Here is a 23331-nt window from a genome sequence, read left to right on the forward strand (position 1 = left end):
CCACCCTAAAAATTATGGGATAAAATATTTTAATTACTATTAGAGGTGATATAGTAGATGACAGAAAAGTCTCAGCATTCGATCCCTTTTATTATAGCCTTGATATCTCTACTTGCTTTCAGTTTCGTAGCATTCATTGTTAGTGCTAATAAAGTAGTTCAATTTGACAGTATGGTTATTTCCTTTATACAAGGATTTGAAAACTCAGCCTTGACCCTTGTTATGAAATTTTTCACATTTATTGGTGATACGAATTCAGTAATTGTTCTAACTTTACTTGTAATATTTTTTTTATACCTAGTTCTTAAACATCGTATAGAACTGATTTTATTTATTGTTTCAATTGTAGGATCTGCATTGTTAAATCAACTATTAAAGTACTCTTTTCAACGGGCTCGACCCGACCTGCACCGCCTAATTGAGATAGATAACTACAGTTTTCCGAGCGGACATGCGATGAATGCATTTACAGTATATACAATTACTTCTTTTCTTTTATGGTGGCATATACCTACAAGAGCTGGTCGAACCATTTTAATTATTATCAGTGTATTAATGATTTTGGCAATTGGAATAAGTCGAATCTATCTAGGGGTTCATTATCCAAGTGATATCATCGCTGGCTATTTTGCAAGTGGATGCTGGCTTGGAATAGTTATTTGGATTTTCCAAAGATATCAAGAAAGACGTAGTAGGAGACGGAGTTACCAGAGATGGACTAGCTAAGGACGAGAAACGTTCTAATACAATTTTCCCCAAAAAACTTTTTATTCTTAATCCAATTCTAATACAAAGTAAAAGGTTTAGGAGGCTCTCAGCAGCGGAGGGTCTATTTATTTTAGCAATTTAAATAGGTGTGTTTTTTCTCACAGCTATTTTTCGTATATTCACTATAATAATATTAAAAATACGAATGGAATAAGGGGTATGAATACGATGTCTAACACACTAGACCAAGAAAAGATTGAAGAATTAGTCGACCGCTTTTATAGTAAATTAACAAAGGATTCTTATTATAGTGTGATGTTTGCTGAACGAGGGGTGGATATTGAACTGCTCAAAAGCAGACAGCGTTCGTTTATAAGTCGATTGATTTCAGATGATTCACCAGCGGATGATGAACAGAAGGTTAAACAGGTAAATGATAGGCACCCATTTCAAACAACACCAGAACGAGCTGGAATCTGGATGAGTACAATGGAAGAAACCATAAATGAAATGGAGATAGAAGAATCGATAAAGCTGAGGTTATTGAAGAAAATAGGGTCTTTGGTGGACCATTTAATTAATAAGTAATTCAACATTGACCAGAAGGGAAAATCCTTCTGGTCTTTTTATTGTAAAAAGGATTTCATTGTGCTCCAGCTGTGTACAAATATGGTGCTTTTGTCTTTCTGTGGTACCTGGCACCACTTGCAAAATAGTGGTAGATGAAATTTTAATGTGTGATATACTACATATTAATCTAGCTGGAAAAAATCAATTATAAGAGGTAAACTTATGTCCGCAGAAAATTTAATGATTTCTTCTTCGAGAACGAAGGGAATTGCAATGGTATTAATAGGGGCTGTTTTATGGGGGATATCGGGTACGGTTGCTCAGTATTTATTTCAATACAATGGATTGAGCCCTGAGTGGTTAGTTGTAGTCCGATTGCTCGTTTCTGGCACCATTCTTTTATGCTTAGCGAGTTTAAAAGGCAATCAGAGAATATGGGACATATGGAAAGATAAAAAGGATGTTTCAAGCCTTGTGTTATTCAGTATTTTTGGAATGCTAGCGGTCCAATATACCTTTTTCGCAGCCATTAATCATTCTAATGCAGCTACAGCTACTGTCTTACAATATTTAGCTCCTGCGATGATTTCATGCTTTTTGGCTATTAGGGTAAAAAGGCTTCCGACAATAAAAGAATTTTTTGCTGTTGTTCTAGCGCTTTTAGGTACTTTTCTACTGGTGACAAAGGGGAGTATGAGCAGTTTATCCATTTCAGGTATTGCCTTATTTTGGGGACTGACTTCCGCTGTTGCTTTGGCCTACTATACATTGCAGCCTCTTAGACTTCTTGCTAAATGGGGGTCAGCTATCGTGATTGGCTGGGGGATGTTAATAGGGGGAACTTCTTTTAGCTTTATTCATCCGCCTTGGAAATTTGTTGGACAGTGGTCGTTTAACGCCTTTTTTGCTGTTCTATTTATCATTATTTTTGGAACACTTATTGCTTTTTATTGCTATTTAGAAAGCCTCAAATATATTAGTGCTTCGGAAACAAGTATATTAGCCAGTGTTGAACCGCTATCAGCGGCCTTCTTATCAATTGTTTGGCTTCATGTATCCTTTGGATTAGAAGAGTGGTTAGGGACATTATGTATTATAAGTACAATCATTATATTATCCTTTGTAAAAAATAAAGAAGATTCGAAAGTAAATTCATTAAGTGCATAATTTATGGGGAATATCTCCACTCATTTCACAATATGATGAAATATCATTAGTGGAATGAGGGGATCGATTGAAAAACAATTCAGGTTCTTTAATTACGAGCGAGATGCTTTCTAACTATCACCAACTAAATCTTAAGAAAAAAGAGATTGAAGCGCAATTGAATGAATTGAAGCTAGCTTTTAATCAATATTTTGATATGTCAGTTGGAAAAAACACAAAAGGTGATCTGAACATTGGGGATTATAAATTACAAAGGCAAGTGAGAATAACTGAGAAATATAACCAGGCTATTACTGTAAATCGTTTAGAGGAATTAAATCTAGAGGATTTGATTCAAAAAAGGCCAGATGAGGAAAAAATCAAATCGGCATTAAATCTTGGTTTATTAAAGGAAGAGGATTTAGAGGGCTGTAAGATTATTCAATCATCTCAGGCGATTTATGTAAAGCATGTGGAGTAGTCGACATGTTCTTTCAATTCTAGTTTCTAACAATATATTGAGCCTATAGGGCTCTTTTCTTTTGAATAAAATAGAAAATGATTTTCGTTATATAAAGAGATTCTTTTGGGGCATATTAACTCTGTTAGGAGTGAATAATTATGCGTTACAAAGTTGAAAGAAGAATGGAAATTTCAATTTGGATTATCACGTCTTTATTATTAATATTATTTGTCCCCAAAAATAGAATTCGTGAAGCAACTGTATCCTTTCTATTTAAACAATTAGTAACCTGGCTCTTTGGCCTATTAGTCGTTGAAAAGGGAAATATTACATATCCATATCGCTTATTCTTCAAAAAAACAACGAAATCAAGTTTTACATTTGAGTATTTTGTATATCCATCTTTATGTGCCCTGTTTAATTTGCATTTTCCAGAAGGGAAAAATAGCAGAACTAAATTGCTCTACTATTTTCTGCATACATCATTTATTACAATTATTGAGGCATTTATTGAGAAATATACCCAATTGATTAAGTACAAGAGATGGGCATGGTATTGGACTTTTTCTACTATATGGATTTCCTACTTTATCTCACGTGTTTATCATCGGTGGTTTTTTAAGGTACAGCACCTTGCTAATGCAGATCAGCAAGGTACTTGAAAGATTAAAAATAGATGAAGTGCGGTTCTTCAATAATGAAGATCGCATTTTTTATTTTTATTAACAAAGTCCTTTATATCTCCTATTTTTATTATAATAGGTGTTGTGATTTATTTATCTGAATGTTAGTAGTTGAAAGGAAGTTACACGTTGAAAAAATTAGCTTATGTTATCCCCATTATGATTCTAGTAGCAATTATTGCAATGCGAATGCTTGCAAAGGATTACTCAGAAATTGATCTCCCAATCAGACTGGTCATTTCAGCAGGTGCGGCTGTATTGTCAGGGGGCATCGCCTATTTCTTATTTAATGCAGACAAAGGGAAGGATTAATATTATTTTTCACACAAAAGGACAGCTCATATCTGAGACTGTCCTTCATGTAAATATTATTATTTGCTAGCTTTATAGTTTGTTAAAAATTCTTTTACCTTCGCTGGATCTGCTTTCAGCTCATTTCCAGTATTTACGATTGGGCTTACAGTAGAAACTGCTTTAATTTTGTTGTTTTGATAATAGCTTAATATTTCATCTTGGTTGATGGAATAAAGAACTGCTTTTCTTAAATCATCACTTTTTGCCACTTCTCGATTAGCTGTGTTGAAGAGAAGATAGCTGACTCCATTGCTTTCAATTCGTTGAAGCTGTAGCTTGCTGTCATTTTCGACAATATCATATTTTGTTTCAGGAACACCGTAGTACATATGAATTTCCCCGTTGCGAAGTGCGGAAAGTGCACTGTCTGCATCTTGGATGAAACGAACAGTTACGTTTGAAATCTTCGGCTCGTTTTCTGTTCCTTTCATATAACCAGGATTCTTGTAGAATATAGCTTCATAATCGTTTTTATAAGATAAGATGTATGGACCGCTTGCATACAGTGTATTGTTGTATTTATCGCCCTCAGTAACCGTATTTTGGTCACCATAAGGAATATCTTTGTTTACATCAAATGAAGCAACATCATACGTATTAATGCTTTCCACTTGTTTCTTAGAAACAATTCCAGCAGATTGGTGTGCTAGGTAGTTTAATACTTGTGGAAAAGGCTCAGTTGTTGTCATTTTAACAACCTGGTATTTTCCTTCTTTATTATTTGCTTGTGTTTTATCAGCGACAAGCTCAGAAATTTTCACATCAAGTCCATCCTCAAGTGCCTCTCTTACAGTTTTATCATTGCCAGATGTTTTCACATCAAGTGCACTAAGGTCTGTCACTACTTCTGCATCTTTAATATGCTCATGAAGGCTGTATGTGCGGTGATCTGGAACAGAATCTTTATCTTTTGCACGATTTAGAGAGAAGATGACGTCATCTGCACCAACACGTTCCCCTGTATCAACCGCTTTTTTATCTGTGATTTTTGCAAAATTAATATCATCTCTTAACAGGAAGTAGTACTCTGAGTTTCCTTCTGCAATGCTGTGGTTATGTGATAATGATCCCTCAGATGTAATTTTGTCATCATCTGTTAGATTAATAAGACGTACATACATATTTGTGTTAATTGTATTGATTGAACCGTCGTTTCCTTTAATTGGGTCAAGGGACGTCAGGGTTGAGATCGCCTGCTGCATAATGAGCGAATCTGTTTCGCGCTTCGCTGGATCGTTAAAGTCCATTGTTTCCCATGCAAGTGCACGTGATTTTGAAAGCCTTACTGTATCAACATTTAAAACATCTTTATTTATTCCTTGTGCTTTATATGAAATATACAGTGGTGCAATATAAGCTTTGTCAAAAACAAGACGCTGTTCTAATTGTTTGTAAGTATCGACATAATCTTCTGGAGTTTGTGTGCTTGCTAAATCAATCAATTTGTCGATTTCTTCATCAGCCATGATACTGTAGTCTCCGCCAGATTTGAATAGAGAACGGACTGCATAATCGGGATTTCCTGTTACAGTTGTCCAGCTGGATAGAGCGATATCATAGTTCCCAGCATCCTGCTGTGCTTTGAAGCTGCCGTAGTCTGGCTGCATATTCAGCTTTACATTGAAGCCGTTTTTCACAAGCTGGTCGCGGACAATGTTTATATCATCTTCGCTGCTGCTCATTCCAAGAATTTCAATTTCTACTTTTTCATTATTTGTAACACCATCATTTTTTGATTCTTTGCCTTCTTCTACATCTGACTTTGTGTTTACACAGCCCGCCAGCATTAATACAAAGATGAGAAGAAGGGGGATAAATGTTTTTTTCACAATAGGTTCCTCCTGTAATGGTTCTATTTTTATTTTGGCTATTTCCGCAAACATTGTTGCTAATCAAACATGGTTTGGTAGAGGTTGATTTGCGCTCCAGGTTACGCAGCGACCCGTGGGGTGGGCGGTGAGCCTCCTCAGCGCTAAAGCGCCTGCGGGGTCTCACCTGTCCCACTACTCCCACAGGAGTCTCGCAACCTTCCGCTCCAATCAACTAGTCCTTTTGAGTAATAGAAAATTTATTCAAAAACAACAATCTATTAGAAAAGAGCCTTTATTTTTAAAAGCCTAGTAAATGATTTCGTTTTCAATCATTTTGATTTAGTCCATTTTCGGATCAAGTGCATCTCTTAATCCATCTCCTAAAAAGTTAAAAGAGAGGACGAGTGCAATGATGGCAAGCCCCGGATAAATTGCAAGATAGGAATGGGACTCAAGATAGGTACTGCCAATTTTTAAAATGTTGCCCCATTCAGGTATGTGCGGCTCAATTCCAAGCCCGAGATAGCTTAAGCTGCTTGTTGCAATGACCGCACTTCCAATAGTCAGAGTAGATTTCACGATCATTGGTGCCATTGAATTTGGGACAATATGCTTAAAAATGATCGAAAACGTACTCGTGCCAAGTGCACGGGCGGAATCAACATATTCATAGTTTGAAACCATGAGCACATTTGCGCGCATGGTTCTTGCATAAGTTGGGATTGACCCAACACTTAGTGCAAGAATTAAGGTGACTGTGTTTGATCCGAAAGCAGCGATAATAACGATTGCTAATAGAATCCCTGGAATAGCGTACAAAACATCAAGCAAGCGCATAATGATATTATCTGTACGCTGACCATAATAACCGGATATTGCTCCAAGGGTACCCCCAATAATGAATGGAATCGCCGTCGATATCACCCCTACAATAAGTGAAATTCGTGCACCAAAGACGATCCTTGAAAATAAATCTCTTCCGAAATTATCGGTTCCAAGCGGATAGGCAAGACTAGGAGACTGAAGAGTTGCACTATAATTGTTTTCGACTGCCATTGAGTAGTCAAAGGTTAAATAGCTGCACACAGAAATGGAAAACACAAAAACAATAAAAAATAGACTGAGCATAGATGTTGTGTTCCTCGTGATTTTCTCCCAAATAATGATCCATTTTCCTGTACTTTCTTTATTGCTATTCCGGATTTTGCTAATCAAATTCCAGCCAAGCAACAGAGCAAAGAGGTTTCCAGTTACAGCAGTCAGTATAAGCGGGACCGCGATATACAACATTTGGCGTGGGACAGGATTTCCTTCAGTAAAATATTTGATCACTAGAATAAGGACGATCAGTTGGAAAATGAAAATTCCGATTAGACCGAACATGCCTAAAAGAAATGTATCTGCTACATAGGGCTTAAACAAATTAAGGGCTGAAACGCCAATAATAAAAATTTGAGTGATTAGCATGTATATGACAATCGTGTACTCCATTGTCTTTTTTGATTTAATTAACTGTGCTGCAGCGGTCACAATGAAGATATTCCCTGTTACTATACTTAGCAGCTGAATATATCCCCATTTTCTTGTTCCAGATCGCAGATAGCCCAATTGTTGAAGGTCTCTTTTTATTAAAAAGGTGATGACAAATTGTATACAAGTAAAAAGTGCATAGGCAATGAAAGCACCGAACACATAGGGCTTCACCGTTTGTGTTGAAAATTGATAGCTAGATAGCAATAGAATCACTGTGAGTAGGAGTGACACAATAGAAGTAAAGCTTGCTTGCATGTATTCTGATGATAATTTCAGAGCGTGCTTTTTTTGATAACTAGGTATTTCTCTTATCTTGGACATCATTCCACCTGCTTTAATATTGTTTCATTTTTGAACGGATGCGAGGATCAAAGAACGCATACAAGATATCAATGAATAAATTGACTAAAGAAATTGTAATGGCAATATAGACAACTCCGCCCAAAATACTAGGAATATCAGGTATAAATTGTTTATCTACGATGTAACTCCCGATCCCGCTAATATTAAAGACCTTTTCGGTCACAGCTGCACCGCCTAGCATCCCTCCGAATAATAGTCCAATGACGGTGATGACAGGAATCATCGCATTTCCAACCGCATGTTTCCAAAGAACCTGTTGCTGACTGAGGCCTTTCGCTTTTGCGGTGATAATATAATCCTCATTAATCACTTCAAGTGTGGATGAACGCATCATTCGAGCAATCGATGCTGTTAAAGCCGTCCCTAATACAACTGCAGGCATAATGATAGATAACCAGTTTTCGGGACTAAAGGTTGCTGGAAGCCATTTTAGTTTAATCGAGAAGTTTAAGATAAAGATAAGCCCCTGCCAAAAGTTTGGTATGGATAATCCAATAAGCGCGATAAACATAAATGTGTAATCTAAAAACGAATTTGGCTTTGTTGCAGAAATAATTCCTACTGGGATGGCAATGAAGATAGCCATAACGAGTGAAATCACTGCAAGGGTCAGCGTGATTGGAAATTTCCTTGCGATACTTGAAGCAACATCTTCATTGCCTGTAAAAGATGTGCCGAGATCAAATGTCGCAATTCCTTTCAACGCATTCCACAATTGAGAAAAATAAGACTGATCCAGACCATGCAAATGATTAAAGGCAGCAATCTGCTCTTTCGTTGCTGTTTCGCCAAGAATGTTTGCTGCAGGATTAAAAGGCGACAAATGCAAGATCGTAAATACTAGAAAGACAACCCCGATAATAACAAATAGACTCATAATCAGCCGATCGAAAATGTATTTAAGATAGGCATTGCTATACAAAAGAATAATTAAATACATAGGCAATCCAGGGATAAAGGTAATGACTAAGAAAAGCGGGTGTGAAACAAGAGATTGAAAGGTATCTTCAAATGTAATTCTATTCTCGCCTAGCTGCTCAAGCTTCAACTTCGTCTTTTCGACTAGTGTTTTCTGGAACTGCTCCTCTGCCCATTGCTCTGCTAATTTGTCTGAATCCTTTTCGTTTGCCTTTTCACCAAAAAAAGCCTGCTTACGTACGATTTGCTCTTTATATTCCAGCACCAGTTCTTCTTTATATCCAGATAGAAGTAGGGCTTTCTTCATTTCTATAAGTATAGAAGTGTAAGAATCATTCTTTTTCTTAGAAAGATAGACTAACAAGACAATCAGATGAACTGGTAATCCTAATAGTAAAATCAAATATTTATAGGATGGATGCCGCTGTATCTTGCTATATGACTGGCAAATGATTGCTGATAGATTGAGCCTCTTATGTGAATGGCTCGTATTCACTGCATCCATAAGCTATTAATTTCCTCCTTTCAATTTAAATTGCATTATTCCGACCTGTATAGTATATTTTATTTCTAGGATTATAGAAAAGTCAATAAGTAGTTTTAATTCAAAGTTTTTTATAATATATTTTACTAAGCTTTTTTTTAGAATATATGAATGATGAATTTCATTTATTTATATGGCTGTTTTCGCAAATATTATTGCTAATTAACACATAGTTAGTAGAGGTTGATTTGCGCTCCAGGTACTCGCTTTCCGCGGGGTGGGCGGTGAGCCTCCTCGGTGCAAAAGCACCTGTGGGGTCTCACCTGTCCCACTCCTCCCGCTGGAGTCTCGCACCTTCCGCTCCAATCAACCAAGCTTTTTTGTATTTGTATCGACAGTTTTCATTTACACAATCTATTCAAAACAACAATCTTTAAGAAAATATTTATCTATATAAATTAATTTAATTGGCAGGTGTGAGTTTTGGAGACTATTTTACAGGTGAAAGATTTGCGGGTATCCTTTCTTTCTCGTGATCATGAGTTTGAGGCTGTTCGAGGAGTAAGCTTTGAAGTGAAAAAGGGAGAGACTTTAGGAATAGTCGGAGAATCAGGCAGCGGGAAAAGTGTAACGGCACGTTCAATTATGCGCCTTCTTCCATCTCCTCCTTCCTATTTGAAAGAAGGGGAAATTACTTTCCTCGGTGATAATCTTGCTGATAAAACAGAGAATGAGATGGAGGGAATTCGCGGCCGTGATATTGGGATGATTTTTCAGGACCCAATGACCTCTCTTAATCCGACAATCCGAATCGGCAAGCAAATAGCTGAAAGCTTAATGAAGCATCAAAAGCTGTCTAAGAAAGAAGCGAAAAAGCAAGCCATTGACATTCTAAAGCTTGTTGGGATTCGTAACAGTGAAGTGCGCTATCATCAATATCCGCATGAATTCTCAGGGGGTATGAGACAGCGGGTGATGATTGCGATTGCACTTGCTTGCCGTCCTACCCTCCTTATTGCGGATGAACCGACGACAGCACTTGATGTGACCATTCAAGCACAAATCCTGAATTTAATGAAGGATATGCAGGAACGCTTCGGCACTTCTATCATCTTAATTACGCATGATCTTGGTGTGGTAGCCGGCATGTGTGATCGGGTAGCAGTCATGAAGAAAGGCGAAATTGTCGAAACTGGAACAACGGAAGAGATCTTTGAAAGCCCAAAGCATCCATATACAATGAAGCTTTTGCGTGCATTGCCGCGTCTTGATGAGAAGAAGAAGCAAAAGCCTGCTCCGTTTATATTGCCAGGGACAGATCTGAACAGGCCTTTCCTTGAAGTAAAATCATTAAGGCAGCATTTTGATATGGGGAAAGGGAATGTGCTAAAGGCGGTAGATGATATTAGCTTCCATATTCGTGCAGGAGAAACGCTTGGGCTTGTCGGTGAGTCAGGTTCCGGAAAGTCAACAACAGGCCGTGCAATTTTGCGGCTTCATGAGCCAACAGGCGGGGATATATTATATCAAGGAATGCCTGTTAACCGGTTATCGAAAAGTGAGATGAAAATGATGCGCCGGCATATGCAGATGATTTTCCAGGATCCCTATGCTTCACTTAACCCGCGTTTTAAAGTATTGGATATTATCGGGCAAGCTTTAGATGTCCATAAGCTAAGCAGCAGCAAGGAAGAGCGGAAGAGAAGAGTGGAGGAATTGCTTGAAATGGTTGGGCTTGAGGCATCTCATGCTGAACGCTACCCACATGAGTTTTCCGGCGGTCAGCGCCAGCGAATTGGCATTGCCCGTGCGCTTGCAGTAGAACCGAAATTCATTGTATGTGATGAACCACTGTCAGCACTCGATGTTTCTATCCAATCGCAAGTAGTAACGCTTTTAGAGGATTTACAGCATCGTCTTGGACTGACTTACTTATTTATTGCGCATGATCTTTCGATGGTTAAGCATATTAGTGACCGTGTGGCAGTGATGTATGCAGGGAAAATTGTGGAGCTTGCTGAAAGTGAAGAGCTTTATGCCAATCCACAGCATGCGTATACGAAATCATTGCTTTCTGCCATCCCGATCCCTGATCCGAAAGTTGAGAAACTAAAGAAAAGGGTATTAATGGAAGAACAGACGGAGGAAGATAAGTATCAATTGCGAAGCTCTAAATTAGTTGAGGTTTCAAAGGGGCATTGGGTGGCTGTACCAGTATAGAAAAAGTCAGCTTTAGAAAAGCTCTATGCAAAAAATCCGAGTGAACAATATACTAACTTGTTCACTCGGATTTTTGTTTAATCCACTTTTTTAACTTCTAAATATTGAATATGGTGTCCATCGATTGCATGGACTTTGAAAACATATCCTTCTGTTTCCATTTCTGTTCCTATCACTGCATCAATATCCTGTGTTAGAAACCAACCGCCAATCGTATCAATTTCTAAGTCAGATATCGATGTACCGAGTAAATGGTTGACATCACCAATTAGTAATTTAGCGTCTAGGATAAAATGATCTTCTTTTAATTTCCGGATATCGGGCACTTCATCTTCATCGAATTCATCCCTAATTTCTCCAACAATTTCTTCGAGAATATCTTCAACAGTCACTAACCCAGATGTACCGCCATACTCATCCATTAGGATGGCAATATGGATTCTGTCCTTTTGCATTTTGACTAGTAGGTCATGGATTGGTATGGTTTCAATGACACGAATAATTGGGTTAATAAATGAGTCTAATTTCAACTCATTATCATTGTCTCTATCCATCAGCTTTGAAGATAAGAATTCCTTCACATTCATAAAGCCAAGGATATTATCTTTGTCACCATCTATGACAGGATATCGAGTATAGTTTTCAGTCATAACGATGTTTAGTACTTCACTAATCGTTTCGTTAACGGAAATACTAACAATTTCCGTCCTTGGCACCATAATTTCTTTGGCAATTCTCTCATCAAATTCGAAAATATTGTTTACATACTTTAATTCATTCTTATTTATTTCTCCACTCTTATAGCTCTCAGATAATAAGATTCGCAATTCTTCTTCTGAGTGAGCAACTTCATGTTCAGATGCAGGTTTTAGACCAAAGATCCCAACTAGTACACGTGCAGAGCCGTTTAAGAACCAGATGAATGGATACATAATGCGATAAAACCAAATGATCGGACCAGCAAAGAGAATGGTAATCTTTTCTGCTTTTTGAATGGCAAACGTTTTAGGTGCCAGTTCCCCAACAACGACGTGCAGAAATGTTACGAGGGCAAAGGCAATAGCAAAAGATAAAAGATGTGTTACAGATTCATTTAAATTTAATTGTATAAATAATGGATGCAGCAACGCTTCGATGGTCGGTTCACCCAACCAACCTATACCAAGTGCTGTCACCGTAATACCTAGCTGACAGGCAGATAAATATTCATCTAAATGGGTTACCACTTTTTTTGCAGCTTCTGCGCCTTTTTTTCCTTCTGCAATTAATTGATCAAGTCTTGATGTACGTACCTTTACAATAGCGAATTCTGTTGCCACGAAAAAGGCTGTTAAAGCGATTAATACAAAAATGAATAGTAAATTAATAGTTGTCAACGAGTAGTCTTACTGTAGTAAGACGTACACCTCCTAGTATTTTTGCGCGAAATTAATTGTTTAATTGAGTAATAAAAGTAATGTTTGTATTAGTGAAAGACTTTCATGTGAAATATTCTTTTTAACTAATTCTATTTTTTTTAGATCACTTTTATCTAGATGGGCTAAAACGTCTGTTACGTCTTTTTCTAACCCTTTTATTTTTAGTCTAAGTTCTAGTACATCTATTTCTTCAGCGTCCTTCTCTAGTAACATTTTTTTGATCTCAACTAATGATAAGCCCTCTTTTTTGCATTGTTCAATGAAGCTTAAGCGCTCAATGGAAGAATGATCATAGTAACGATAATTTGAAGTAGAACGTTTTGCTTTTAACAGTCCGAGATTTGTGTAATGGTCAATCGTTCTCTTAGTTATATTGGCTATATCAGCTAATTCTCCAATCCTTAACTTCTCAGTCCCAACGTAAACACCCCAAACTGTAACGTGATGGTTGTTATATGATTATACAATCTCTTATGATTGTTATCAATGATTACGCATGAATAAGGTAATAGTTTCATATTTTTTAGCTGTTTTTTGGATACATAGAGAAACCCACGGAGAATTTGAATCTCGGTGGGTTCTTTTTCTTATTTTTTATCAGATGGGTCATAGCCGATTACTGTCCAGATTCCAGTAGAATCTTGTCGCACAAGACGCTTGAGGTATACCCTCTTAATAGGGGTTTGCTCACTGCTTACTTCTATAATGGCCTCTTCACCGTTGTTAGTAGATATGCTTAAATCTTTGAGTTGTATCGGATAGTCACCAGTAATCCCTTCAGGTGAGATTTTCAGACTGACAAAAATCTGGGTAACAAAAATAGGATCAAGTTTCCAAGGGGAACTTCCTGCATCAACACTTTTTTGGTCATTTTCTTCAACAGCCATATTAATAGGAACATCTACTTGTGGTTTAGTTGTTTTCTCTAGGGTAGGCATTTCAAATGCTCCATTAGTTAACTCCTTTGCAAATGCTTCTAAGATATCGAGTGATGCATTGCCAACTACAGCAAATTCTTTTCCTTCCTGCTGCCAGCGAATAGAGTGGAGATCTGTTTGACCTTCATATACGCCACCCCCTCCAAGAATACCAGTATCTTTTTCAACAGGGGACTGAATTTCAGCTATCCCATTCTCCATTTTTGCGATAATGGCTGCTGGGTGCGGATTAAGTGCATCAGTTGTTTTCTTTTGTAAAACAATTACCTTTTTGTCATGATCCGGTATGCTGTAATATTGCTTAATAAGCTTCTCATTAGGGATGAAAGCTAGATTATCCAAGACATATCCAGTGGGAAGGGAATCAGGAATTTTTGGCGAAAAATCGATAGAATCTTGAATTTCATCAATATGATTGATTAATTGTTCAGGGTTAGAGTCAATTGTCTCAAATCCTTTAGGAACATAATAAGAAGTAAGATCACCCGGTATGTTCTTGGTAAAATCGATTTCAGTATATGTGACAGTATACTGTCTGGCATTATGCATAGCTGTTTGTTTTTGTAATGGAAGTTTTGTTTCTTTATCAACCCAAATTTTGTATGGATTTCCCCCATGAGGAGTTACTTCTAAAATGGAAGCTTGTCTTCCTGCAACTGTATCTTCTTCGATTTCTTTAACGGATAGTGCATTCTTCACGTTCTGAATTTCTTGCCCAAGCTCAAATACAAAACGATTTGTATCAGGGAATGGAGGGAAAATATGCACTTCTTTATCCATTGGTTGAATTTGCCACTTTTTCTCCCCATTGTTTACGGTAATTAATCCTTTATTTATCCCTTCCAAGCCTTCAATATAATACTGCCCATCTGGGTTTGCCCATACCTCCCATTTTGCTTGTGTGAACGATTCCCCGTTCGCGTTTGTTTCTATTATTTCAAGAGCTCCGTGATAAGCTTCTACATTATTAAATGCTTCTTCCATGGCATTAACAATATTTGTGTCACCTAATGGCAGGAGGGTATTCATTATAAGAATGAAGAGGGCTGCAACACTTGCAATACTTGGAAGCCATAGCCACTTTCTACTTCTTATAGGTTTCTTCTGATGGGATTGGTCTACAAGAGAATCTGTCAATTTCTTTTGAAAATCAGCTTCAGGCATTGTCGGGCTTTTTAAAGTGCGAACCATGCGTACGGTTTGAAAAAGTTTATCTAAGTCATCGGAATCTGTTCGATTCTCATATGAATGTGGGTTTTGTTCTGCATTGAGCCGATCGATATAATCGGATAATTCCTTTTCCTTGTTATCCATGCTATTCATGCCTCCATTTCTATTTATGTGTGCAGGATATTTGCAAGAAGCTGTAACGCCCGATATTGCATCACACGAACGTTTACTTCTTTTTTATTCATCAATTTTGCGGTTTCAGCTACTGAATACCCTTTGAGAATTCTTAGCTCAATAACCGTTCGCTGCTCTTTAGTAAGCTGATTGAGTGCATCTTCAATTAATATCCGTTGCGTACTATTTTCAGTGGAATCTTCAATCGCATTCTCGTTCGGATGGATCGCGTCGATATTCACCCTTTTTCCTCGACGGTTATTTTTGCGCCATAAATCTCTTAGGACATTTAATGCGACGGTTTTTAAAAAACCAATATACTTGTCAGGATTAATCCTTCCTTTTTGTAAATAAGAGATTGCCTTCATATAGGTTTCTTGAGTAATATCCTCTGCTTCTTCTCGATTCTGAACTTTATAGTAGATGAAACGGTATAAAGGCTCCCATGTTGAGGTGCATATTTCTTCAATAGATTTAGGCTCATCATTCATCGATTCCTTTTCATTCTTATTTTCATTTATCATTTTCGCACCTTCTTTCCATACCAAGCTGTTAACAATAATAAAAACGTCTGACCGTATTGAAATGTTACATGAATGCTGTTTTCACAACAATAAATGGGTAAAGGTTGATTTTTTGCTAGAAAAGCTTACATGAAAAGGAAACTGTATTAAACTCCCATTATCAACCAATTGTTTTGATGCAAATCACAGAAATTAATATTCCCTCCATATATAATGAACAAAAATCATTTTAGGGGGATTCTTATGCGATTGATTATTACTGAAGAAGATCAAAAGGCCTATTTGGAAGAAACAAATGTGATCAATTTTCGGCATCCGCTGATTCAGATGAAGATTGATGAATTTCAGCAATTGAGTGAAACAAAACGTGAGTGTGCAGAACGGGCTTTCTTGTTTGTAAGGGATGAAATCATGCATTCATTTGATATTGAAAGTATGGCGATTACCATTACAGCATCCGAAACCCTAGAGAGAAAAGAAGGGATCTGCTTTGCAAAAGCTCATTTGCTTGCTGCCTTTTTAAGAGGAATGAATATCCCCGCAGGATTTTGTTATCAGCGTGTAACAAGAAAGGGAACACGAGAATCTGGTTATGCTTTGCATGGATTGAATGCTGTTTATTTCGATGATATGGAACGATGGTTTCGTTTGGATCCTCGTGGGAATAAAGCTGGTGTTTATTCAGAATTTAGCATAAGCCAAGAAAAACTTGCCTATCCCATTCGAACGGAATTAGATGAAATTGATTACCCTTATGTTTACAGCCGACCATTAGAAACAGTGATTCAATCGATGAAGGACTCTACCGATTGTAAGGAGCTATTCCTGAAACGGCCAGAATCTATTTGACTTTTTTCAGATAATCTTGTTAATGGTGTGTAACTTTTTCATTTTTTTTACGCCTACTTCTATGAAACTAAATAATTAAAGGTGGTAAAAAAATGAAAAGGCTATCAGCGCTTGTAACAGCTACTTTAATCACTGGATTAGTGATAGGTACAAATTCAGCATTTGCACAGGCACAATCTACAGAAAATAATCATGGAAGTTTGACTGGGCAGGAGGAGATTCAATCTGTGGACTCCACTAACTTTATGAAGTTTTCTGGGCTTATTACTGAGGTGCAAAAGGATAAAGAATCCATTACACTGATTGTTGAAAATCAAGAAGATTCGTTAGAAATGCATTTCCCGCTATCTGATGAAGTCCTCATATTTGATAGTGAAACAACAGAGGGCATTGAAAAGGGCAAGTTAGCCAAAGGATTAAATATTAGTGCCTATTATGATAAAAACAAACCGATGGTAATGATTTATCCACCAAGAGTTACACCTGAAATAATCGTTGTAAATGGGAAAGAAAAGGGACAAGTCAAGATTTCAAAGTTTGATGATCAATATACGAGTCTTGATAATGAACTTAAATTAAATATAGCAAAAGAGACGATTCTTCTAAACAAACAAGGAGAGAAGATAAAGAAAGAAGCCCTTCAAGGAAAAGAGCTAATCGTTTTTTACGATATATCAACTAAAAGCATTCCTGCACAAACAACTCCAAAGAAGATCATTGCATTAGATAATAGGGACAAATTATTTCAACAAGTACAAGAGCTTGTTGGTGATGATTATTATATCAAAAATGGAATGAAGCTATTACCAATTAGGAAGGTAGCGGAGCACGCAGGATACAAAGTGAAATGGCAGAGCAAAACAGCCAGTGTAGAATTAGTCAAACAAAACCAATCCATTCAAATCTTCATTGGCAAAAAGGGCTACAGCCTTAATCGGAGCTTGAGATCTTTTGAAGTAATGCCTGTAAATATTAATCAGACTATTTATGTATCCGAAGAAATTCTTGAGCTATTATTGAATGAATAGTACAAATGGATCGCTATAAGACTAGAACAAATTAGATCGTCTTCGGACGGTCTTTTTTTTTGGTTAAGTTTGAAGCTGAATGTTGACATCTTACTGACTTATATTCATTTTATTATATAGAAATGGTTAAATAGACAATTCCTTGCTTCAGGGGTTATCATAAATTCAACTAAATGACTTCACTTTTATTTGTGGCGGGGAGATGAAATCTGTGAAGACAATATTAATTGTGGAAGATGAACTGCCGATTAGCCAAGTGCTAAAGGTTTATTTGCAAAAGGCGAATTTCAAAACAGTGCAGGCTTTTGAAGGGAATGAAGCTGTTGAAAAATTTCATACAAATAAACCAGCACTCGTTCTATTAGATGTGATGCTTCCAGGCAAGGATGGCTGGGCGATATTAAAAGAGATTCGCAAAAATAGTGATTGTCCGGTCATTATGCTTACCGCCCTAGGTGACATCAATTACCGTCTGACCGGATTAAATGATGGGGCGGATGATTATATCTCTAAGCCTTTCATTGCAGATGAAGTTGTTGCGAGAGTGAATGCGGTTTTAAGACGCTCGCAATCAAATGATGGACCAGTGAAGAATTTTGGGCAATTACAAATTGACCTCAAGTCACATCGGGTAATGATTAATGACGTTGAGATTGAACTGACTCCGCGGGACTTATCTTTGCTCCTATTTTTGGCAGAGAATCCGAATCAAACATTTACAAGGGATCAGCTGATTGAACACGTTTGGGGATGGGAATATGAGGGGAGTGACCGGGCAGTTGATTTAGCGATTAAGAGATTGAGAAAGTCGCTTTATAAATGGCCTGAGTCAGATGGTGAAATTAAAACACTTCGAGGATTGGGGTATCAATTTTGTGTCTATAAAAAATAATGAACGAATCTCATTGCTGCGATATTGGACGAGTCGTTATCTAATCACACTTTGTATTGGGCTTGTTGTCATTGCAATTATTTCCGCTCTCTGGATTCGTCACACCACTCTAGAAAATCGATTGGACATGACCAAGCTGATGGCAGAGGAGATCGCCGACCGATTTGTTGATATCAGTGAAGGGCGTCCAATTTCTAAAGGGGATGTTCCAGGCTCCCTTACCGATCGCGGACGATTTATGAATATCGAAAGTGATCCTTCTATTTATATTGTTGATACGGTTGGAACGATTCTCTCGAGCAATCGATCTTCTAAGCAAGTATTTCGCCAGTTTCCCCGTGTTATTTTGGAAAATGAAGAAAACGTTCAGAAGCTAACATTAGAAGAAACTAGACAGGACTTTTATGTAGTAAAGGCACCGATCGTGACACAGGACTTCACTTTAGGCTGGGTTGTAATTATAGAATTGAAGGAAAATCTAACCCGTGTAAACCAAGAATACCGCCAGTTAGCAATCATGATCATTAGTCTTGCTCTTCTAGGCTGGGCTGCTATTTATTTTCTCTCACGAAGACTAGCCAATCCAATTAAAGATGTCGCAAGGGCTGCTAAACAGGTTCAGGCAGGCGATTACAATATTGATCTTCCAGAGGATATGAAGGAGCAGGAGGTATATGATCTAGTCCAGTCGTTCAAGGAAATGTCTAACCGTCTGCAAAAGTTGGAATCTCTTCGTACAGAATTGCTAGCGGGTGTGACACATGAATTGAAAACACCAGTGACTTCTATTAGCGGGTTATTGCAGGCACTTAATGATGATGTGGTCACAGGTGAGGACGCAAAGGAATTTTTGGCGCTTTCATTGAATGAAACAACAAAAATGAAAAAGATGGTGGAGGATCTATTGGCCTTCAATTCATTTGCAGCGAATGCAATCCCAGTTAATAAAGAAAATCGTTCGATTAATGAGTTTATGGAGGATTTTATTCATCAATGGGAAGTTACTCAGGAAGATGAACGGATTGAATTAATCTTCACTTCTCTAATGAAAGATCAAGTTGTATCAATTGATCCTATTCGACTTCAGCAAATCATTACGAACCTATTAAATAATGCGAGACATGCTATTGAAGAAAAGGGAAGAATTCATGTAACCCTTGCCGAGATAGAGAACGATCTTACAATTGATATTAAGGATTCAGGCAGCGGAATCCCTTCTGATGAACAAGACCTAATCTTCGAGCGATTTTTTAGAGGAGAAGGGAAAAAGTATAAAATTAGAGGACTTGGACTAGGTTTACCCTTCAGCAAGATGATTGCACAATCACTTGGAGGGGATTTAAAATTAATAGAAAGTTCTTCATCTGGAACAACATTTCGCATTATCTTGCCAATATTGAATAATAGAAATTAGCAATATTTCACTCGAATGCCTCTGCATAATATGAAGGGGCATTTTTGTATATAAGGCTCTCTTCTTAAGGATTATTGTTTTTGGAGTAAATTGAGAGAATGCAAATTATTCACAAAAAGTATTGGTTGATTGGAGCGGAAGGTACGAGACTCCAGCGGGAGAAGTGGGACAGGTGAGACCCCACAGGCGCTTTAGCGCCGAGGAGGCTCACCGCCCACCCCGCGGAAAGGGAGTACCTGGAGCGGAAATCAACTTCTACGAATTCGTTTGATAAGCAACAATGTTTACGAAAACAGTCTATTTTTAAAAATATTCTTCTTTAATTCCTCAAAAAATAGAAAAAACTGATTGACCTTCACGTTGCGTAAAGGTGTATCGTTAATTCATGGAGGTGAGCGAATGGAATATACAGTGCAGAAATTAGCTCAATTAGCAGGAGTCAGTGCGAGAACCCTAAGGTATTATGATGAAATTGATATTCTTAAGCCGGCAAGAATAAATTCATCAGGATATCGGATCTATGGTCAAGCAGAAGTCGATCGATTGCAGCAAATTTTATTCTATAGGGAGTTAGGTGTTGATCTAGACAGCATTAAAAATATCGTCACTGCGCCTTCCTTCGATGGGGCAAAGGCACTTAGGGAGCATCGCGAAAAACTTCTAGAAAAAAAGGAACAACTGGATTTACTCATAGCGAATGTAGATAAAACAATTGCGTTAACAGAAGGGAGAATGAATATGTCTGATAAAGAAAAGTTTGAAGGATTTAAGAAAAAAATGATTGATGAAAATGAGAAGAAGTATGGGAAAGAAATTCGTGAAAAGTATGGCAAGGACACAGTAGAAAAGTCAAATGCAAAAGTGCTGAACATGTCTCAGGAGGACTATGAAAAAGTCACGAGCCTTGAGAAGCAGGTCCACGAAACGTTAGCCGAAGCATTTGAACTAGGTGATCCTGCTAGCGACATTGCGCAAAAGGCAGCAGACTTGCATAAGCAATGGTTATGCTTCTATTGGAATGAATACAGCAAGGAAGCCCATGCGGGTCTTGCACAAATGTATGTGGATGACGAACGATTTACTGCCTATTATGATAAGGTAAAGCCAGGTTCGGCGGAATTTTTAAGAGATGCCATCCACATTTATACGGGTATGAAAAAATAATAGCATTCGAAAAAGCGATTGGAGAGAGCCAATCGCTTTTTTGTGTGGAAAATACCTCTTGACATCTTCCTGACACATTCGGCCATTAAAGTATGAGTTGTAAAGTAATTGAACTATCATTCTAAGGTTAAAAAACTTTTAAATATAGGAGAAAGAAGGGTTCATTATGAATGAGCAAAATCAATTTAATGAAGGAAGCCGAACAGAAGTGAAACAGGTGAAGAGCTCCAAATTAAAGGGTGTGATTTCAACTGTTTTGGCCGGAGTGATTGGATCTGCTTTAACAATCACAGCCCTGCCATACTTACCAAATACAAATGAGGATGCTCCAAAAGCGATTGTCTCAGAAGACAATAGCGTGGCAGAAACAAGTGCTAAACTGAATGTTCAGCAAGTATCTGCAAACTCCATTGCAGATATGGTTGAGCAGGCATCAAAGGCGATTGTAGGTATAGTTAATAAACAGCAGCAAACCAACCGATTTAATCAAACGAGTGAGGCTGTAGATAGTGGTACAGGATCGGGTGTCATCTTTAAAAAAACAGGCGATTCAGCATATATTGTCACAAATAATCATGTGATTGAGAATGCCAATGAAATAGAAGTATCCTTGCATGATGGAAAAAAGGTGAAGGCTGAATTAATTGGGACAGATCCATTAACAGATATTGCTGTCTTGAAAATTTCCGGAGAGGTGGATGTGGAAACATTGCCATTCGGGGATTCTTCCTTATTGCGGGCAGGTGACCAAGTATTGGCAATTGGGAATCCACTAGGACTTGATTTATCTAGAACCGTTACACAAGGAATTGTAAGCGCAGTTGATCGAACAATTGCTGTTTCAACATCAGCAGGGGAATGGGATTTAGAAGTTATTCAAACAGATGCAGCGATTAATCCAGGAAATAGTGGAGGAGCACTGATCAATGCATCAGGTGAATTAGTTGGAATTAATAGTTTAAAGATCTCTGAAAGTGGAGTGGAGGGATTAGGGTTTGCGATTCCAATCAATGAAGTGCAAACAATTATTAACGAACTGATTGAAAATGGGCAAGTCATTCGTCCGTATTTAGGTGTTGGACTAGCCAGCTTTGAGGAGCTTCCTTCCTTCTATTTGCAAAATATCCCTAGCAATGTCAAACAAGGAGCGATTATCTCAAATATTGATCCCAATTCAGCAGCTGCTAAAGCTGGGCTTCAAGAAGAAGATATCCTCGTTTCAATAGGAGGAAATGAAATTACCAATGCAAATGATTTACGTAAATACCTATACACAAAATATTCGATAGGTGACAAGGTGAAAATTGAATTTTACCGTCAAGGAAAGCTAGAAACCGTTGAAGTGACATTAACGAGTAATAAATAAATATGTTTAGGCTGTTTTAAATGATTGTTGTTTTTTATTAAGTTTTTCGTTGACAAAAAAGTTTGTTGATTGGAGCGAAAGGTGCGAGACTCCTGCGGGAGAAGTGGGACAGGTGAGACCCCACAGGTGCTTTAGCGCCGAGGAGGCTCACCGCCCACCCCGCGGAAAGCGAGCATCCTGTAGCGGAAATCAACCTCTACCAAAAATTGTAGCAACAATGTCTGCGTAAACAGCCTAAATTTAATAAATTTGAATAAAAGGGAGAAAAGAATGAAGCGAATCATTTGGATAGCAGGATCTACTATTGTTGCCATTGCTCTAATAGTATCATTTATTGTCATGTCGGAAAAAAGTGTAGCCAGTGTCAACGGAGAAAAAATTAGTGAAAAGGAATTAAATGAGCTGCTTGTATCCCAATATGGATCAGAGGCATTGGATTCACTAATAACAGAAAAAATTATTAGCCAAGAAAAGAAAAAAGAAAAGATTAAAATAAGCGAAGAGGAACTTGATGCAGAAATGACCACGTATATGGAATCCTACGGCGGAGAAGACGCCTTCAAGGATATCCTTGCAAGCAGTGGAGTGGAAATGTCCGCAGTTGAAAAAAACATCGAAAATTACTTAGTCACAAAGAAACTGCTTGAACCAAGAATTGCTGTTACAGATGAGGAAATGAAAGAGTACTTCGAAGAAAACAAAGATAGTTACGCACAGGCTGAACAGGTTCAGGCAAGCCATATTCTAGTGGAAGATGAGGCAATCGCGAAGGAGGTTCGCAAAAAGCTTGAAGATGGGCAAGATTTCAGTGAATTAGCTGCCGAATATTCAACGGATGCATCCAATAGTGGGTCAGGCGGAGAACTAGGCTATTTCGCACGTGGAGAAATGGTGTCAGAGTTTGAAGATGTTGCCTTTTCCTTAGAAGTGGGGAAAATCAGTGATCCAGTCAAAACAGAGCATGGGTATCATATTATTAAGGTGACTGATAAAAAGGAAGCAAAAGAAGCTGTATTTGAGGATGTAAAAGAGGATATCCAAACAGCATTATTTGATTCAAAGATGGAAAGCGAATATACAACATGGCTGGATGAGAAGTTTGAAGAGTATAAGATTGAAAACTTTTTAGAAGTCTAGTATA

At 37.7% G+C, this 23331-nt stretch carries 21 protein-coding genes; 14 read left to right on the forward strand and 7 right to left on the reverse strand.

All coding sequences use genetic code 11. The features are described from left to right. The first annotated feature begins 57 nt into the window (after positions 1–57). The 6 genes from ACFYKT_RS12865 to ACFYKT_RS12890 all read left to right on the forward strand — a co-directional run bounded on the left by ACFYKT_RS12865 (position 58) and on the right by ACFYKT_RS12890 (position 3882). Entirely contained in the window at positions 58–726 is a 669-nt protein-coding gene (locus tag ACFYKT_RS12865) for a phosphatase PAP2 family protein (protein ID WP_389220066.1), read from the forward strand. Positions 727–936: 210 nt separating this feature from the next. After that, complete coding sequence (locus ACFYKT_RS12870) at positions 937–1296, forward strand: protoglobin domain-containing protein (protein ID WP_389220068.1); 360 nt, start codon at positions 937–939, stop codon at positions 1294–1296. Positions 1297–1500: 204 nt separating this feature from the next. Beyond that, complete coding sequence (locus ACFYKT_RS12875; RefSeq protein WP_389220070.1) at positions 1501–2445, forward strand: EamA family transporter; 945 nt, start codon at positions 1501–1503, stop codon at positions 2443–2445. A gap of 67 nt (positions 2446–2512) precedes the next feature. Beyond that, positions 2513–2905, forward strand: coding sequence for a hypothetical protein (locus ACFYKT_RS12880; RefSeq protein ID WP_389220071.1), 393 nt, complete (start codon positions 2513–2515; stop codon positions 2903–2905). Positions 2906–3045: 140 nt separating this feature from the next. Then, positions 3046–3549 carry a CBO0543 family protein gene (locus ACFYKT_RS12885; protein ID WP_389220073.1) on the forward strand — a complete coding sequence of 168 codons (504 nt, stop codon included), beginning with the start codon at positions 3046–3048 and terminating at the stop codon, positions 3547–3549. Between the two features lie 150 nt (positions 3550–3699). Further along, positions 3700–3882, forward strand: coding sequence for a histidine kinase (locus tag ACFYKT_RS12890; RefSeq protein WP_389220075.1), 183 nt, complete (start codon positions 3700–3702; stop codon positions 3880–3882). A gap of 59 nt (positions 3883–3941) precedes the next feature. On the opposite strand, the gene ACFYKT_RS12895 is transcribed toward ACFYKT_RS12890, so the two are convergent. The 3 genes from ACFYKT_RS12895 to ACFYKT_RS12905 form a co-directional block, all read right to left on the reverse strand. Next, complete coding sequence (locus tag ACFYKT_RS12895; protein WP_389220348.1) at positions 3942–5711, reverse strand: ABC transporter substrate-binding protein; 1770 nt, start codon at positions 5709–5711, stop codon at positions 3942–3944. A gap of 363 nt (positions 5712–6074) precedes the next feature. Next, positions 6075–7589, reverse strand: coding sequence for an ABC transporter permease (locus ACFYKT_RS12900; protein ID WP_389220076.1), 1515 nt, complete (start codon positions 7587–7589; stop codon positions 6075–6077). 13 nt (positions 7590–7602) lie between these two features. Then, complete coding sequence (locus ACFYKT_RS12905) at positions 7603–9054, reverse strand: ABC transporter permease (protein ID WP_389220078.1); 1452 nt, start codon at positions 9052–9054, stop codon at positions 7603–7605. A 462-nt stretch (positions 9055–9516) separates the two neighbouring features. Here ACFYKT_RS12905 and ACFYKT_RS12910 point away from each other — a divergent pair, with 462 nt between their 5' ends. Next, entirely contained in the window at positions 9517–11253 is a 1737-nt protein-coding gene (locus ACFYKT_RS12910) for an ABC transporter ATP-binding protein (RefSeq protein WP_389220080.1), read from the forward strand. 77 nt (positions 11254–11330) lie between these two features. Here the strand turns inward: ACFYKT_RS12910 and ACFYKT_RS12915 are convergent, their stop codons facing one another. From ACFYKT_RS12915 to ACFYKT_RS12930, 4 genes are all read right to left on the reverse strand, one after another. Continuing rightward, on the reverse strand, positions 11331–12629 hold the full coding sequence (locus tag ACFYKT_RS12915) for a hemolysin family protein (RefSeq protein WP_389220082.1): 1299 nt from the start codon (positions 12627–12629) through the stop codon (positions 11331–11333). A gap of 60 nt (positions 12630–12689) precedes the next feature. Beyond that, the gene (locus ACFYKT_RS12920) at positions 12690–13070 is read right to left on the reverse strand and encodes a MerR family transcriptional regulator (protein ID WP_389220351.1); all 381 of its coding nucleotides are present in this window, start codon (positions 13068–13070) and stop codon (positions 12690–12692) included. 188 nt (positions 13071–13258) lie between these two features. Next, positions 13259–14923, reverse strand: coding sequence for a LolA family protein (locus ACFYKT_RS12925; protein WP_389220084.1), 1665 nt, complete (start codon positions 14921–14923; stop codon positions 13259–13261). 23 nt (positions 14924–14946) lie between these two features. Then, the gene (locus ACFYKT_RS12930; protein ID WP_389220086.1) at positions 14947–15477 is read right to left on the reverse strand and encodes an RNA polymerase sigma factor; all 531 of its coding nucleotides are present in this window, start codon (positions 15475–15477) and stop codon (positions 14947–14949) included. A 243-nt stretch (positions 15478–15720) separates the two neighbouring features. Between ACFYKT_RS12930 and ACFYKT_RS12935 the strand changes: the two genes are divergently transcribed. From ACFYKT_RS12935 to ACFYKT_RS12965, 7 genes are all read left to right on the forward strand, one after another. Then, entirely contained in the window at positions 15721–16326 is a 606-nt protein-coding gene (locus ACFYKT_RS12935; protein WP_389220088.1) for a transglutaminase-like domain-containing protein, read from the forward strand. Between the two features lie 92 nt (positions 16327–16418). After that, positions 16419–17354, forward strand: a complete 936-nt coding sequence (locus tag ACFYKT_RS12940; protein ID WP_389220090.1) for a stalk domain-containing protein — start codon at positions 16419–16421, stop codon at positions 17352–17354. 211 nt (positions 17355–17565) lie between these two features. Next, a complete protein-coding gene (locus tag ACFYKT_RS12945) occupies positions 17566–18246 on the forward strand; it encodes a response regulator transcription factor (RefSeq protein ID WP_389220092.1) in 681 nt (226 codons plus the stop codon). Beyond that, on the forward strand, positions 18230–19660 hold the full coding sequence (locus tag ACFYKT_RS12950; RefSeq protein WP_389220094.1) for a HAMP domain-containing sensor histidine kinase: 1431 nt from the start codon (positions 18230–18232) through the stop codon (positions 19658–19660). Before ACFYKT_RS12945 ends, ACFYKT_RS12950 begins: the two co-directional genes overlap by 17 nt. Positions 19661–20059: 399 nt before the next feature. After that, positions 20060–20824, forward strand: a complete 765-nt coding sequence (locus ACFYKT_RS12955) for a MerR family transcriptional regulator (protein WP_389220096.1) — start codon at positions 20060–20062, stop codon at positions 20822–20824. Between the two features lie 166 nt (positions 20825–20990). Continuing rightward, complete coding sequence (locus ACFYKT_RS12960) at positions 20991–22190, forward strand: S1C family serine protease (RefSeq protein ID WP_389220098.1); 1200 nt, start codon at positions 20991–20993, stop codon at positions 22188–22190. A 270-nt stretch (positions 22191–22460) separates the two neighbouring features. After that, complete coding sequence (locus tag ACFYKT_RS12965; RefSeq protein WP_389220100.1) at positions 22461–23327, forward strand: peptidylprolyl isomerase; 867 nt, start codon at positions 22461–22463, stop codon at positions 23325–23327. Positions 23328–23331: the final 4 nt, after the last annotated feature.

It is taken from the genome of Cytobacillus mangrovibacter (genome assembly GCF_042865275.1).
Classification (GTDB): domain Bacteria; phylum Bacillota; class Bacilli; order Bacillales; family Cytobacillaceae; genus Cytobacillus; species Cytobacillus mangrovibacter.

What these genes read in the sequence shown, in the direction of transcription:
- ACFYKT_RS12865 (WP_389220066.1), top strand. Translation starts at nt 58, where the DNA reads ATGACAGAAAAGTCTCAGCATTCGATCCCTTTTATTATAGCCTTGATA.
- ACFYKT_RS12870 (WP_389220068.1), top strand. Translation starts at nt 937, where the DNA reads ATGTCTAACACACTAGACCAAGAAAAGATTGAAGAATTAGTCGACCGC.
- ACFYKT_RS12875 (WP_389220070.1), top strand. Translation starts at nt 1,501, where the DNA reads ATGTCCGCAGAAAATTTAATGATTTCTTCTTCGAGAACGAAGGGAATT.
- ACFYKT_RS12885 (WP_389220073.1), top strand. Translation starts at nt 3,046, where the DNA reads ATGCGTTACAAAGTTGAAAGAAGAATGGAAATTTCAATTTGGATTATC.
- ACFYKT_RS12895 (WP_389220348.1), bottom strand. Translation starts at nt 5,711, where the DNA reads ATGCTGGCGGGCTGTGTAAACACAAAGTCAGATGTAGAAGAAGGCAAA.
- ACFYKT_RS12900 (WP_389220076.1), bottom strand. Translation starts at nt 7,589, where the DNA reads ATGTCCAAGATAAGAGAAATACCTAGTTATCAAAAAAAGCACGCTCTG.
- ACFYKT_RS12905 (WP_389220078.1), bottom strand. Translation starts at nt 9,054, where the DNA reads ATGGATGCAGTGAATACGAGCCATTCACATAAGAGGCTCAATCTATCA.
- ACFYKT_RS12925 (WP_389220084.1), bottom strand. Translation starts at nt 14,923, where the DNA reads ATGGATAACAAGGAAAAGGAATTATCCGATTATATCGATCGGCTCAAT.
- ACFYKT_RS12930 (WP_389220086.1), bottom strand. Translation starts at nt 15,477, where the DNA reads ATGATAAATGAAAATAAGAATGAAAAGGAATCGATGAATGATGAGCCT.
- ACFYKT_RS12935 (WP_389220088.1), top strand. Translation starts at nt 15,721, where the DNA reads ATGCGATTGATTATTACTGAAGAAGATCAAAAGGCCTATTTGGAAGAA.
- ACFYKT_RS12940 (WP_389220090.1), top strand. Translation starts at nt 16,419, where the DNA reads ATGAAAAGGCTATCAGCGCTTGTAACAGCTACTTTAATCACTGGATTA.
- ACFYKT_RS12955 (WP_389220096.1), top strand. Translation starts at nt 20,060, where the DNA reads ATGGAATATACAGTGCAGAAATTAGCTCAATTAGCAGGAGTCAGTGCG.
- ACFYKT_RS12960 (WP_389220098.1), top strand. Translation starts at nt 20,991, where the DNA reads ATGAATGAGCAAAATCAATTTAATGAAGGAAGCCGAACAGAAGTGAAA.
- ACFYKT_RS12965 (WP_389220100.1), top strand. Translation starts at nt 22,461, where the DNA reads ATGAAGCGAATCATTTGGATAGCAGGATCTACTATTGTTGCCATTGCT.